This window comes from Streptomyces sp. NPDC033180 (genome assembly GCF_055577645.1).
In genome coordinates, this window is the sequence record NZ_JBVIPU010000005.1 from 1541 (window position 1) to 13911 (window position 12371).

At 68.7% G+C, this 12371-nt stretch carries 13 protein-coding genes; 7 read left to right on the forward strand and 6 right to left on the reverse strand.

Features of this window, described 5'->3' with window-relative positions:
• Window positions 1-159: 159 nt before the first annotated feature.
• The 3 genes from ACZ5WE_RS16515 to ACZ5WE_RS16525 all read right to left on the reverse strand — a co-directional run bounded on the left by ACZ5WE_RS16515 (window position 160) and on the right by ACZ5WE_RS16525 (window position 1641).
• Window positions 160-513: an antibiotic biosynthesis monooxygenase family protein gene (locus ACZ5WE_RS16515; protein WP_467688582.1), complete on the reverse strand. Its 354-nt coding sequence runs from the start codon at window positions 511-513 to the stop codon at window positions 160-162.
• A 127-nt stretch (window positions 514-640) separates the two neighbouring features.
• The gene (locus ACZ5WE_RS16520; RefSeq protein WP_467688584.1) at window positions 641-1234 is read right to left on the reverse strand and encodes a GNAT family N-acetyltransferase; all 594 of its coding nucleotides are present in this window, start codon (window positions 1232-1234) and stop codon (window positions 641-643) included.
• A 134-nt stretch (window positions 1235-1368) separates the two neighbouring features.
• Window positions 1369-1641, reverse strand: coding sequence for a nuclear transport factor 2 family protein (locus ACZ5WE_RS16525; RefSeq protein ID WP_467688586.1), 273 nt, complete (start codon window positions 1639-1641; stop codon window positions 1369-1371).
• 100 nt (window positions 1642-1741) lie between these two features.
• Between ACZ5WE_RS16525 and ACZ5WE_RS16530 the strand changes: the two genes are divergently transcribed.
• A complete protein-coding gene (locus tag ACZ5WE_RS16530; protein WP_467688588.1) occupies window positions 1742-2497 on the forward strand; it encodes a class I SAM-dependent methyltransferase in 756 nt (251 codons plus the stop codon).
• A 24-nt stretch (window positions 2498-2521) separates the two neighbouring features.
• On the opposite strand, the gene ACZ5WE_RS16535 is transcribed toward ACZ5WE_RS16530, so the two are convergent.
• On the reverse strand, window positions 2522-3688 hold the full coding sequence (locus tag ACZ5WE_RS16535; protein ID WP_467688590.1) for a winged helix DNA-binding domain-containing protein: 1167 nt from the start codon (window positions 3686-3688) through the stop codon (window positions 2522-2524).
• Window positions 3689-3972: 284 nt separating this feature from the next.
• Between ACZ5WE_RS16535 and ACZ5WE_RS16540 the strand changes: the two genes are divergently transcribed.
• Window positions 3973-4440, forward strand: a complete 468-nt coding sequence (locus tag ACZ5WE_RS16540) for a winged helix-turn-helix transcriptional regulator (protein WP_467689183.1) — start codon at window positions 3973-3975, stop codon at window positions 4438-4440.
• A gap of 491 nt (window positions 4441-4931) precedes the next feature.
• Complete coding sequence (locus ACZ5WE_RS16545; RefSeq protein ID WP_467688592.1) at window positions 4932-5441, forward strand: hypothetical protein; 510 nt, start codon at window positions 4932-4934, stop codon at window positions 5439-5441.
• 15 nt (window positions 5442-5456) lie between these two features.
• Here ACZ5WE_RS16545 and mgrA read toward each other — a convergent pair whose 3' ends face one another.
• Window positions 5457-6494 (reverse strand): L-glyceraldehyde 3-phosphate reductase, encoded by a 1038-nt coding sequence (gene mgrA / locus ACZ5WE_RS16550; RefSeq protein WP_467688594.1) that lies wholly within the window; start codon window positions 6492-6494, stop codon window positions 5457-5459.
• 129 nt (window positions 6495-6623) lie between these two features.
• On the opposite strand from mgrA, the gene ACZ5WE_RS16555 reads away from it, so the two are divergent.
• The 4 genes from ACZ5WE_RS16555 (at window position 6624) to ACZ5WE_RS16570 (ending at window position 11658) form a co-directional block, all read left to right on the forward strand.
• Window positions 6624-7385, forward strand: coding sequence for an isoprenyl transferase (locus ACZ5WE_RS16555; protein ID WP_467688596.1), 762 nt, complete (start codon window positions 6624-6626; stop codon window positions 7383-7385).
• Window positions 7386-7714: 329 nt separating this feature from the next.
• Entirely contained in the window at window positions 7715-9037 is a 1323-nt protein-coding gene (locus ACZ5WE_RS16560; RefSeq protein ID WP_467688598.1) for a PhoH family protein, read from the forward strand.
• 406 nt (window positions 9038-9443) lie between these two features.
• Entirely contained in the window at window positions 9444-10166 is a 723-nt protein-coding gene (locus tag ACZ5WE_RS16565; protein ID WP_467688600.1) for an aggregation-promoting factor C-terminal-like domain-containing protein, read from the forward strand.
• A 127-nt stretch (window positions 10167-10293) separates the two neighbouring features.
• The gene (locus tag ACZ5WE_RS16570) at window positions 10294-11658 is read left to right on the forward strand and encodes an AI-2E family transporter (protein ID WP_467688601.1); all 1365 of its coding nucleotides are present in this window, start codon (window positions 10294-10296) and stop codon (window positions 11656-11658) included.
• A 176-nt stretch (window positions 11659-11834) separates the two neighbouring features.
• Here the strand turns inward: ACZ5WE_RS16570 and ACZ5WE_RS16575 are convergent, their stop codons facing one another.
• Window positions 11835-12365, reverse strand: coding sequence for an alkyl hydroperoxide reductase (locus ACZ5WE_RS16575; protein WP_160506937.1), 531 nt, complete (start codon window positions 12363-12365; stop codon window positions 11835-11837).
• Window positions 12366-12371 lie beyond the last annotated feature (6 nt).

Sequence of the window (12371 nt, forward strand, 5' to 3'; positions counted from 1 at the left end):
GGCCCCGGTGCGCATCATGGCCGCCGGTGGGGGACAACCGGATGGCCCCGGTACGCATCATGGCCGCCGGTGGGGGACAACCGGATGGCCCCGGCGCCCTATCCGCCACCGGTGGGAGGGACCACCGGGGCCCGGTGGTTCAAGGAGGGGGCCTGCGGATCAAGGGAACCGTACGATCACGTCGTACAGCCCAGGATTCGCCGTGATCGGCGTCTCCTTGGAATCGCGGGCGGCGTTCGCGCGGTTCGCGAACTTGGGGTCGGCCGAGGCCGCTTCCCAGGCCTCCTTGCTCTCCCAGTGGGCCACGTTCACCAGCTGGAAGCGTCCGTCGGGGGACTGGGCGCGATGCAGCCGGGTGTCGATGAAGCCCGGTTGCTTACTCATGATGGCGGCCCGCTGTTCCCACTTCTCCGCGAAGGCGTCGACGTCCTCGGGGGCGATCTCGAAGATGTTGATGAAGGTGACGGACGAGGAGTCCGACGAGTCCACTGGCTGCTGGCTCTCTGCGGTCATGATCGAACCCTAGGCGCGTCCTAATTAAGCCCGGATAAGGGTGAGTTGGCGGTATGGGGCATGGGGTATGGGCATGGGCCATGGAGGGTATGGGGGGTATGGGGGGCATGCGGGGCATGGCAGGGGCCTACTCCATATCCCCCCGCACCACCCCGTACCGCGCCCCATCCCGCCACTGCCCGTCCCGGAAGACCACGCTGCGGGAGACGCCCTCGGCGGTGAAGCCGGCCTTCTCCAGGGCCCGGCGCTCGGCGATGTTGCCGGTGTCGGTATCCGCCTCGATGCGCATCACGGGGGTGTGCGCGAAGAGGTACCGCACCAGGAGCCGCTGGGCCTGCGTGCCGACCCCGCGGCCGCGGGCCTCCGGCAGGAGCTGGATGCCGACGTTCCAGTAGTGCGAGGTTCGGAAGGCCACAACCTTCCGCCACGCCACAAAGCCTAGGGGCTGTTTGCCCGAGCCGAGGGGCTGATTGCCCGACCCGGGGGGCTGATCGTCAGAGCCGAGGGGCTCATCGCCCGAGACGACCGTCAGCATGCCCTTGTCGTCGCCGAGCATCCCGTCCTCGTCCCAGCGCCGCCGGAAGGTGCGGGGGTCCCGCCACCCCTGCCACTGGAACTCCCCAGAGGTCTCCGGGTCGGTGAGGAACCGGTCGAGGAGATCCAGATCCTCCTCGCGGACGGACCGCAGCCGCACTGCCCATGCAATATCGCCATCGCTCATCGCGCCACGTTAGGTGCGAACTCCGTTGCCGCGCACCCGTTTTACTCCTCCTCCTCTCCCTCCTCTCCCTCCTCTCCCTCCTCTCCCTCCTCTCCCTCCTCTCCCTCCTCCTCTCCCCACTCCACTCCTCCTCCCTACTCCGTCCCGAAGGCCTGCGCCACCGCGAGGCTGTCCTCGTACACGTGATGGCGGGTGATGAGGCCGTCCTCGACGGTGGGATGCAACGCGCAGCGCGCGCGATAGGCGCGGCCTGTGGGCCGTGCCGTCTGGCGGATCTCGCCGAGTACGACGGGGTCGGCGCGTGTGGCGCGGTGGCGGATCCACGGGGTTGCGGCGCGGCCGTGCTCGGCCTCCGGCCAGTCCAGCTTCCAGTCCGCGCCGTCGGCGTACAGCTCGGCGATGTGCATGGACGTTGCCCCTGATCCTTCCGGGTGGAGGGGAGCCCCGGCGATTACCTTCGGAGTAATGCGCGTGAGCCGTGACCCCATGCGATGCGAAGATCGATCCATGAGCTGTTTCGACACACTTGTGGCGGAAGCGGAGTCGGCCCCGACCGAGGGCTGGGACTTCTCCTGGTTCGATGGGCGGGCCTCGGAGGAGCGGCCCTCCTGGCGGTACGCCCATGCCATGGGGGAGCGGCTCGGGCACGCCACCGCCTCCCTCGACATCCAGACCGGCGGCGGCGAGGTCCTCGCCTCCGCGCCCTCGCTGCCGCCGCTCGCCGTCGCCACGGAGGGGTGGCCGCCGAACGTCGCCAAGGCCACCGCTCTGCTGCACCCGCGGGGCGCGGCGGTCGTGTCCTCGCCCGAGGACGCGCCGCTGCCGTTCGCGGCGGAGGCGTTCGACCTGGTCACGAGCCGGCACCCGGTGAAGGCGCATTTCGGCGAGATCGCGCGCGTGCTGCGACCCGGCGGCACGTACTTCGCCCAGCACGTGGGCCCCGCCAGTGTCTTCGAGGTCGTCGAGTACTTCCTCGGGTCCCAGCCCGAGTACGTACGCAACGGGCGCCACCCCGACGGCGAACGGGCCGAGGCGGAGGCCGCGGGCCTGGAGATCGTCGATCTGCGGGCCGAGCGGCTACGGATGGAGTTCTACGACATCGGGGCCGTCGTCCACTTCCTCCGGAAGGTCGTGTGGATGGTGCCCGACTTCTCGGTGGAGCGGTACTGGTCGCGGCTGCGTGAACTGCACGACGAGATCCAGACGGAGGGCTCGTTCGTGGCCCACAGCACGCGGCACCTCTTCGACGCCCGCAAACGCTGAACGTGAGACGGTCGGGGCGCATATCTAGGCATGCGCCCCAACCGTCACCGTCCCCACAACCAGCTCCGCCACCCCCTCCAGCACTTCCCCCACCCGCTCCACCTGCCCCTCGAGCTCCCGCTCCTGGGCGGCGCTCAGCACCCCCAGCGGCTCCACCGTGACCGTCAACCGCCGCCCGGAGCGGCGCTGGTGCCAGACTCCCGCCACGACCCCGTCCACCAGCAGCACAGGGAAGTTGCCGGCCTGACCCCCGGCCAGCGCCCGCTCGTAGGCCCGGCCCGGGAAGAGCCGCTCGCGCGGGTGTGAGGCGATCACGTACGCGTCGAAGTACGGCAGCAGCCGCACACCCCGCACCAGTTCACCCCGTTCCCCCAGGCCCCCCGATTTCCCCCGTTCCCCCAGGCCCCGCGGCTCCCCCGGAAACTCCGTGTCGCCCGTGACGACCCACGCCGATGAGCCGGACACCGCCGCCGACGACCCCCCGCCCATCACCACCCCTTCCATCACCACTCCTTCCATCTCCACCCTCTCGATCTCCCCGGCAGACTCCAGCTCCCCGAAGGCCCCCCTCGCCCAACCGTCCGGCGCCGCCGCCCACTTGGCGAACTGACGCGGCGTCGCGGGCCCGTACGCTGACAGGAACCGTCGCACCAGACGCCCCGTCGCCACCTCGGCGGAGAGCGGCGGCTCCCCGGAGTCGGCGGCCGGCGGGCGCGTGTACGTCACCTTGCGGCCCCTGTTCGGCGCGAAGCACAGCGCCCCGCGGTGGCCCGCCAGATGCATGACCGAGCGCCAGCGTGGCCACATCCCCTGGAAGGCGGGCATCACCAGATCGCCGGCCCAGGGGCCCGTGCGCGCCACGACCTCGTCGCCGAGCTCGTCGATGGTCAGTTGGGCCCCGTCCAGGGCCTCGCCGATCGCGCTCACGATCTCCTCCGTCTGGGAAGGAGTCAGCCGGTCGCCCGCCTTGAAAGGGCTCGGTCCGGACGGGATCGCGGACAACGCGGCTGTCCAGAGGGGGAGTTGCGCGGCCGGCAGGAAGTGGATGGTCCCGCGCGGCCCGAACGTCTTGACCAGGCTCGGCTCCTCGCCCCACAGCGCGTCGCGGACGTCCTGCCGGGTCGCCCCGTCCATCCGCAGCCCCACCGAGAGCTCGGCCGCGGACATCACCTGCGCCTGCGCCGCGAGCATCGCGTCGACCACCTCGCCGGGTCCGGCCTCGCCCGGCCTCGCCCGGCTTCGCCGGAGTTCGCAGGAACTGCCGCTCCATGCGCCGGGCGTTGGCAGCACTCCACGAAACAGTGGCGACGGTCATCGGCGTTCCCCTTCAGTACTGTCGATCCAGTCAGTGGCTCTGCGGACACGAGGAGTGGACCATGCCGAAGAGCGGCGCGGAGGGTAATTCGGGGAGCGCCAGGGAAAGCACGGGGGTCGCCAGGGAGAGCGTCACGGGCAGCGGCAAGGAGAGCAAGACGCTGTACGCCTGCGGCCTCGACGCCGCCGTGGACGTCGTCGGAGGCAAGTGGAAACCGATGATCCTCTGGGCGCTGTACTCGAGCACGACGATGCGCTTCGGCGAGCTCCGCCGGAACATCACCGGCATCAGCGAGAAGGTGCTCATCCAGCAGCTGCGCGAGCTGGAGTCCGACGGCGTCGTGCACCGCGAGGTGTACCGGGAGGTGCCGCCGAAGGTCGAGTACTCACTGACCCCCCTCGGCCTGTCCCTGAACGAGGCGCTGATTCCGCTGGGCGTCTGGGGCGACGATCACATGCGGGAGCTGGTGGCCAACAGGGACTGCAGGAAGAAGGGCAGGCCCCAGAGCACGGCCGAAGGCGAAGCTGAGCACAAGACCGCAGGCAAAACGGCGGGCGAATCGGCGGGCGAAACGGCGGGCGAAACCGCGGGCAAAACGGCGGGCAAAACGGCGGGCACAGCCGCCTGACGCCTGACGGAGGAAACGGGTCGGTGGTTGCCTGGTGCGCCGATCGTTAGCCAAGTGATCCCGAAACAGGTGGCGTTGATTCCGCATCGTTATCCCCATCAGCTCGATCTGAGCCCGCACATCACGTAAGTTCAGACCAAGGCGAATTCGCGTGAGCAAAGCCACGTGTGCGGTGCCGCGCGGTGGAGGGGACTGCGCGGCTCCGCGCGCCCTCATTTCCCGACCTCCCCCTCGCTCCGCGTCAAGGGGGCGCCCCGCCTCCGTCCCTCCTGTGGGCTACCGCCGTGCGGGGCTGAAATCTGTTGACGGGGGCCGAAATCCGGTGGGGGAACAGGGTCGCGGAGTTGTCGGGCGGTTTCGGAGAGTAGTTGTGGCACGCCGATGCGCGCGGCATCCCTCACGAAGGGTTATGGTGGAAACCCCCCCTCGGGCCGGTCCATCTCCCCCCCATGGACCGGCCCGATTTTTTTGTGCCGGATATGGTCAGGGACATGTCGAACCAGTTCCCTCCGCCGTCACCGTATGAGAACCCCCAGGCAGGCCTGCCCAGTTACACGGGCCCCGCGCAGGACCCCTACTACGGCTACGGACCGGTCCCGCCGCAGAAGATGCCGGGTGGTGTCCGCGCCGGACAGGTGATCATCTGGGTGCTTTCCGGGATGTGCCTGCTCGGCTCCGTCCTCGGCGGCGTGCTGTACGGGCCTCAGGTCGCGGGCGCGGTTCTCGGGGCCAACTTCCTCCTGATACCGCTGTGCGTCCTGGCCTTCCGCTACCACCTGCCCGGCCACGGGAAGCGCGTCGCGTCGATCGTGCTCAGCAGCGTGCAGATCCTGGTGGGGTTCGGCGCCCTCGGCCGGGGTGGTGGCCTCGGTGCCCTCATCCTCGTCGGCTGCTCGATCGCGCTGGTGATCCTGCTGAGCCAGGGTGCCGCGGGTGCCTGGTTCAGGCGCCCGCGCACCCCCGGCCCGGAGCAGTGGCAGGGCCAGGGGTACACCGGCTGAGGCGTTCCGCCAGGACTAGCCCCGCCCGGCCCAGATGTTGGTGCCGGGCGTGGACACCGCGTACGTGTCGATCTCGGTGAGCTCCTCGTCCGTGAGCTTCGGTCCTGCCAGCGCCGCGACGTTCTCCTCCAGCTGCTTCACGCTGGAGGCGCCGATCAGCGCGGAGGTCATCCGCTCGTCGCGCAGGACCCAGTTGAGCGCCAGTTGGGCGAGCGACTGGTCGCGGCGGGCCGCGATGTCGTTCAGGCCGTTGAGGCGGCGTACGACCTCGTCGCTCAGGAGATCGGGGTCGAGCGACTTGCCCTGCGTGGCGCGCGAACCCTCGGGGATGCCCTTCAGGTACTTGTTCGTGAGCAGGCCCTGCGCCAGCGGCACGAACGAGATGCAGCCCATCCCCGCGTCTTCGAGGGTGTCGAGCAGGCTGTCGTCCTCGGTCCAGCGGTTGATCATCGAGTACGAGGGCTGGTGGATGAGGGCGGGAACGCCCATCTCCCGCAGCAGCCGCGCCGCTTCGGCGGTCTGTTCGCTGTTGTAGGAGGAGACGCCCACGTACAGCGCCTTGCCCTGCTGCACGGCGGACGCGAGCGCGCCCATCGTCTCTTCGAGCGGGGTCTCCGGGTCGAAGCGGTGCGAGTAGAAGATGTCGACGTAGTCCACGCCCATCCGCTCGAGCGACGCGTCCAGGGACGACAGCAGGTACTTGCGTGAACCCCACTCGCCGTACGGGCCGGGGTGCATGAGGTAGCCCGCCTTGGTCGAAATGACCAGTTCATCGCGGTACGGTGCGAAATCCTGCGCGAACAACTTGCCGAAGTTGAGCTCGGCCGAACCGGCCGGGGGGCCGTAGTTGTTCGCCAGGTCGAAGTGTGTGACGCCCAGGTCGAAGGCGCGGCGCAGGATCGCGCGCTGGCTCTCCAGGGACTTGTCGTCGCCGAAGTTGTGCCACAGGCCGAGGGAGACGGCGGGCAGCTTCAGGCCGCTGCGGCCCGTGCGCCGGTACTCCATGGCGTCGTAACGGTCCGCTGCCGCTTGGTACAGAGACGTGTCGTTCATGGGTACGAAGCTACTTCAGCCCGGGATCTTCCGGGGGTCAGCCCCGCATCCCCCGAGGGCGGAACCCCGCCCTCACAGCGGTAGGCTTTCGCCTTCGGGGACTGCCATCTGCTGGAGGGGCTGACAGAAGTGAACCTGCGCGACCTGGTGTACGGACTTTACGCACGCCGGGTGGAAGGCCGCCTCGACCACGACCAGGTGCCCAAGCACATCGGGGTCATCCTCGACGGCAACAGGCGCTGGGCGAAGGCGTCCGGTGGGACCACCGAACAGGGCCACCAGGCGGGCGCGTACAAGATCGAGGAGTTCCTCGGCTGGTGTGCCGAGACGGACGTCGAGGTCGTCACCCTCTGGATGCTGTCGACCGACAACTTCGACCGCCCGGAGCGGGAGCTCATCCCGCTCCTCGGCATCATCGAGGACACGGTCCGCAGCCTCGCCGCCGACGGCCGCTGGCGCGTGCACCACGTGGGCACGATGGACCTGCTGCCCGACCGCACCCAGGCCGTCCTGAAGGAAGCCGAGCAGTCCACCCACGGCAACAAGGGAATACTGGTCAACGTGGCCGTCGGGTACGGCGGCCGGCAGGAGATCGCCGACGCGGTCCGCTCGCTGATCCTGGACCACGCGGAGAAGGGCACGAGCCTGGAGGACGTCGCCGAGACCGTCGACGTCGACCTGATCTCCAAGCACCTCTACACCCGTGGCCAGCCGGACCCCGACCTGGTGATCCGAACGAGTGGCGAGCAGCGTCTTTCCGGCTTCATGCTCTGGCAGTCGGCCCACTCCGAGTACTACTTCTGTGAAGTCTTCTGGCCGGCCTTCCGCAAGGTCGACTTCCTGCGTGCGCTGCGTGACTACGCGGCCAGGCACCGGCGCTACGGCGGCTGACGCCCCAGCAGGCACGCCAGGTGCTCGTGTCGGTGAGGCGCGAGTAACCCAGAGTTCACGGACGCGCCGTCATATGCCATGGCATGGCCGCGCGTGTTCGAGGGAATAAGCCTTCCAGGTCGACATCCGATTCACGGATGTCGTATCTCAGCGGGCGGCATGGGGCCGTCCGCCCGGGAGGCCCTTTGCACCAGGACGACCGTGCGGTGAGTACGGGCGAAGTGGAGGGCCGGAGCTCGGCCCGCGCACTGCGGCACGAGACCGGTCCGGACTTCTCCCGGCATCCTTCCCGTCGCTCCCCGACCTCATCCGAGGGGGTACGTCCTTCCGTGGTGACCAGCACAAAGCGCCGCATGCCCGACAGGCGCACCTATGTTCTCGACACCAGCGTTCTGCTCGCAGACCCGAACTCCATGTACCGCTTCGACGAGCACGAAGTCGTGCTGCCCGTCGTCGTGGTCACGGAGCTCGAGGCGAAGCGGCACCATCCCGAGCTCGGCTACTTCGCCCGGCAGGCCCTGCGCCTCCTGGACGACTGCCGGGTCCGGCACGGTCGACTGGACGCGCCGATCCCGATCGGCGACCTGGGCGGCTCGCTGCGCGTCGAGCTCAACCACTCCGATCCCGGCGTGCTTCCGGCCGGCTACCGGTTGGGGGACAACGACTCACGGATTCTCGCCGTCGCTCGCAACCTCCAGGCAGAGGGATACGACGTCACCGTCGTGTCGAAGGATCTGCCTCTGAGGATCAAGGCGTCCTCGGTCGGCCTCCTCGCGGAGGAGTACCGCGCCGAACTCGCCATCACGGACTCCGGCTGGACCGGAATGTCCGAACTGACCCTCTCCGGCGAACAGGTCGACCTCCTCTTCGAGGAAGAGACCCTGTACGTCCCCGAGGCGGCCGACCTGCCCGTTCACACGGGCCTCACCATCCAGTCGGAGAAGGGCAAGGCCCTCGGCCGTGTCACGGCCGACGGCAACGTCCGCCTCGTACGCGGCGATCGCGAGGCCTTCGGTATCAAGGGGAGGAGTGCGGAGCAGCGCATCGCGCTGGATCTGCTGCTCGATCCGGACATCGGCATCCTGTCGATGGGCGGCCGGGCGGGCACCGGCAAGTCGGCTCTCGCGCTCTGCGCGGGACTTGAGGCGGTCCTGGAGCGCCGCCAGCACCAGAAGGTGATGGTCTTCAGGCCGCTGTACGCGGTGGGTGGGCAGGAGCTCGGCTATCTGCCCGGCACCGAGGCCGAGAAGATGGGCCCCTGGGCCCAGGCGGTCTTCGACACGCTCGGTTCGGTGGCGGGCAAGGCGGTCATCGAGGAGGTGACGGCGCGCGGCATGCTCGAAGTGCTCCCGCTCACCCATATCCGCGGGCGCTCGCTGCACGACGCGTTCGTGATCGTGGATGAGGCCCAATCCCTGGAGCGGAACGTCCTTTTGACCGTTCTGTCCAGGATCGGGGCGAACTCCCGTGTCGTCCTCACTCATGACGTCGCGCAGCGCGACAACCTCCGAGTGGGGCGGTACGACGGGGTAGTTGCCGTCGTCGAGAAGCTGAAGGGGCATCCGCTCTTCGCCCACGTCACGCTCACCCGCTCCGAGCGTTCGCAGATCGCGGCCCTCGTGACCGAAATGCTGGAGGACGGTTCGATCTGACCGAGTTCACCCTGGTTGCAGGGGAGTTGGCGCCGCCCGGCGAAGCGAAGGAGCTTAGCCGGGCGGCGTCTTGGCGTTCGCCCTTTTCCGAAAAACTCCTGGGGCAAACGAGGTGTGAGCTTTCACACGCAACGGAGAATTGCCTTGCGGCGTCCGGCTGGGGCAGAGTCTGGGTCCTGTCAGGCCCCGCATGCGACACACCTGTACCCCCAGCGGTACTGCAACTCAGGAAACCAAGAACTTCATAGTGGCCGTCGCATGCCGCCCGAGCACCACGCGGCGCTCCCGTAAAGGGGGTTGCCCATCGGGCCCGTGCCTCCCGTGACCGATACCAAGTGGAGGCCAGCGCCAGGGGCAAGATTGCGTCCGCGAGGTCACCTAGCGGGCGATGCTGGAAGGAAACCGTGTGAGCCGGATTTCGGTCCGGGGATTCGCCGTGGCATCTGCCACCGCGGTCACCACCGTCGGCGCTGTTGTTGGTGTCGCCTCGGGCAGCACCCCGGGCGCCTCGAATGACAACGACTTCGAGGCGACGGCAAGCGACGCGACACTCCTCGCAGACATCCCCGCGGGTCAGCAGGCCCAGGTGCAGACCGCGTCCCTGACGCAGCAGGCCGACGCACAGGCCATGGCTGCGGACACGGCCGCGAAGAAGTCCGCGGCGGAAGCGGCCCGCAAGCAGGCCGCCGAGTCGGCGATCGCCAAGCAGAAGGCCGCTGAGAAGGCGGAGGCCGCCGAGAAGGCGGCAGCCAAGAAGGAGCGCGAGGAGAAGACCGAGGTCAAGGCCAGCCGGTCCTCCGCGCGCGACGCATCGGACTTCGCCCCGCAGTCCTCGTACTCCGTCTCGCAGGTCCAGGCGATGGCACGGCAGATGGTCCCCGGTGACCAGTTCCAGTGCTTCAGCAACATCGTCAACCACGAGTCCACCTGGAACTACAAGGCCAGCAACCCCTCTTCGGGTGCGTACGGCCTCGTCCAGGCGCTGCCCGGCTCCAAGATGTCCTCGGCAGGATCCGACTGGCAGACGAACCCCGCCACGCAGATCAAGTGGGGTCTCGGCTACATGAACGACCGCTACGGAAGCCCGTGCGGAGCCTGGGACTTCTGGCAGGCGAACAACTGGTACTGAGCCGCTTATCGCTCAACCTTTTCGAGGCCCCTCACCGTCCTTCGGTGGGGGGTCTCAGCCGTGTACGGTCATTCCGACAACTTCCAGGGAGGGAGTGGTGGGGAAAGACGGGGGAAGAGGACGGATCATGTCGCGCGTACCAGGGTGGATCAGCCGGCTCGGAGACGGTCTGTCTCAGATGGGCGAGCGCAGGGGCGAGCGTTCGGAGTCGGATGACGACTTCGGGGACGACGCCAGGCGTTCGCGACGGTCTTACTCCGGTGAAGCCTCCGACGAGGCCTCCCAGGAGGCGGAGACGGTGGTGCCCGCGCCGCCCGCGTACGCGCCGGACGTAGCGGCGAGGCCCGACCCCGTCGCCGCGGTGCCGTGGGGGATGCGCGTCGCGGCCGAGGCCGGCTGGCGGCTGCTCGTACTCGCGGGCACGCTCTGGGTGTTGATGAAGGTGATCAGTGCCGTGCAACTGGTCGTCTTCGCCTTCGTGGCGGCGCTCCTCGTCACCGCCATGCTGCAGCCGACAGTGGCCCGGCTCAGGCGGCTCGGTCTGCCGAGAGGGCTTGCGACCGTCCTCACCGCCGTACTCGGCTTCGTCGTCATCGGGCTCGTCGGCTGGTTCGTCGTCTGGCAGGTCATGGAGAACGCGGACACGCTCTCCAGTCAGCTCCAGGACGGCATCGACGACTTGCGCAACTGGCTCCTGAACAGCCCGTTCCATGTGACCGAGGATCAGATCAACGACATCGCCAAGAGCCTGCGGGACGCGGTCGGCGCGAACACGGAGGAGCTGACGACGGCGGGGCTCGAAGGGGTCACCGTCATTGTGGAGACCATGACCGGCATCCTCCTTGCGATGTTCTCGACGCTGTTCTTGCTGTACGACGGCAAGCGCATCTGGCAGTGGGTCCTGAAGCTGGTCCCGGCGCCCGCGCGACCCGGTATCGCGGGCGCGGGGCCGCGTGCCTGGCGCACGCTGACGGCCTATGTGCGCGGCACGGTGATAGTGGCTCTGATCGACGCGATCTTCATCGGCCTCGGGATCTACTTCCTCGGGGTGCCGATGGCGGTGCCGCTGGCCGTCTTCATCTTCCTGTTCGCGTTCATCCCGCTGGTGGGTGCGGTCATCTCGGGCGCGCTCGCCGTGGTGGTGGGTCTGGTGACCCAGGGCGTCTTCACCGGCTTGATGACCCTGGTCGTGGTGCTCGCCGTGCAGCAGATCGAGGGGCACATCCTGCAGCCGTTCATCCTCGGGCGTGCCGTGCGGGTGCATCCGCTGGCGGTCGTGCTTTCCGTGGCCGCGGGCGGGCTCGTCGCAGGGATCGGCGGGGCCGTCGTCGCGGTGCCGCTGGTCGCCGTCACCAACACCGTGGTGGGCTACTTGCGCGCGTACTCGCGGGAGGCCGCCCTGAAGCAGTCGCCGCAGCCTCGGGGGGCGACGGCGGTGGATGTGGCACCGGTTGATCCGCCGCCTTCCCCGTCGCCGGGTGCGGGCGCGTAGGCCTCCCGGCGGTCCCCGATCCCACCCCTTCCCGAAACCATGGGGCTCCGCCCCCTGGACCCCCGACAAGATGGCCTCAAACGCCGGCCGCGCTGAGTAATCCAGCCCGGCCGAAACCAAAAAGGCGGCTACGCCCAGCTTCCGCTGGGCGTAGCCGCCTTCTCGGTTTGAGGCGACTACGCCAGAGACTCCTCCGAGTCCAGCGTGACGCCGACCGCCTGGATCACGGCGGCGATCTTGAAGGCTTCCTGGATCGTCTCGCGATCCACGCCTGCCTTCCGCAGCACCTGCTCGTGCGAGTCGAGGCACTGGCCACAGCCGTTGATCGCGGAGACCGCGAGCGACCACAGCTCGAAGTCGACCTTCTCCACGCCCGGGTTGCCGATGACGTTCATCCGCAGGCCGGCCCGCATCGTCCCGTACTCCGGGTCCGAGAGGAGGTGGCGCGTGCGGTAGAAGACGTTGTTCATCGCCATGACGGCCGCGGCCGACTTGGCGGCGGTGTACGCCTCGGGGGAGAGGTTCGCCTTCGCCTCGGGCTCCAGCTCGCGCAGCACCTTCGGGGAGCGGGAGGCGATCGCACAGGCGAGCACCGTGCCCCACAGCTGCTGCTGCGGCAGGTCCGAGTTGCCGATGACCGAGCCGAGGTTCAGCTTCAGGTCCTTGGCGTAGTCCGGTACGGCGGACTTCAGTTCGTCGAGTGCCATGTCAGT

Coding starts and splice junctions, on each gene's coding strand:
- ACZ5WE_RS16525 (WP_467688586.1), bottom strand. CDS start 1,641: ATGCACATCGCCGAGCTGTACGCCGACGGCGCGGACTGGAAGCTGGAC.
- ACZ5WE_RS16535 (WP_467688590.1), bottom strand. CDS start 3,688: ATGCTCGCGGCGCAGGCGCAGGTGATGTCCGCGGCCGAGCTCTCGGTG.
- ACZ5WE_RS16520 (WP_467688584.1), bottom strand. CDS start 1,234: ATGAGCGATGGCGATATTGCATGGGCAGTGCGGCTGCGGTCCGTCCGC.
- ACZ5WE_RS16515 (WP_467688582.1), bottom strand. CDS start 513: ATGACCGCAGAGAGCCAGCAGCCAGTGGACTCGTCGGACTCCTCGTCC.
- ACZ5WE_RS16530 (WP_467688588.1), top strand. CDS start 1,742: ATGAGCTGTTTCGACACACTTGTGGCGGAAGCGGAGTCGGCCCCGACC.
- ACZ5WE_RS16575 (WP_160506937.1), bottom strand. CDS start 12,365: ATGGCACTCGACGAACTGAAGTCCGCCGTACCGGACTACGCCAAGGAC.
- ACZ5WE_RS16570 (WP_467688601.1), top strand. CDS start 10,294: ATGTCGCGCGTACCAGGGTGGATCAGCCGGCTCGGAGACGGTCTGTCT.
- ACZ5WE_RS16545 (WP_467688592.1), top strand. CDS start 4,932: ATGTCGAACCAGTTCCCTCCGCCGTCACCGTATGAGAACCCCCAGGCA.
- mgrA (WP_467688594.1), bottom strand. CDS start 6,494: ATGAACGACACGTCTCTGTACCAAGCGGCAGCGGACCGTTACGACGCC.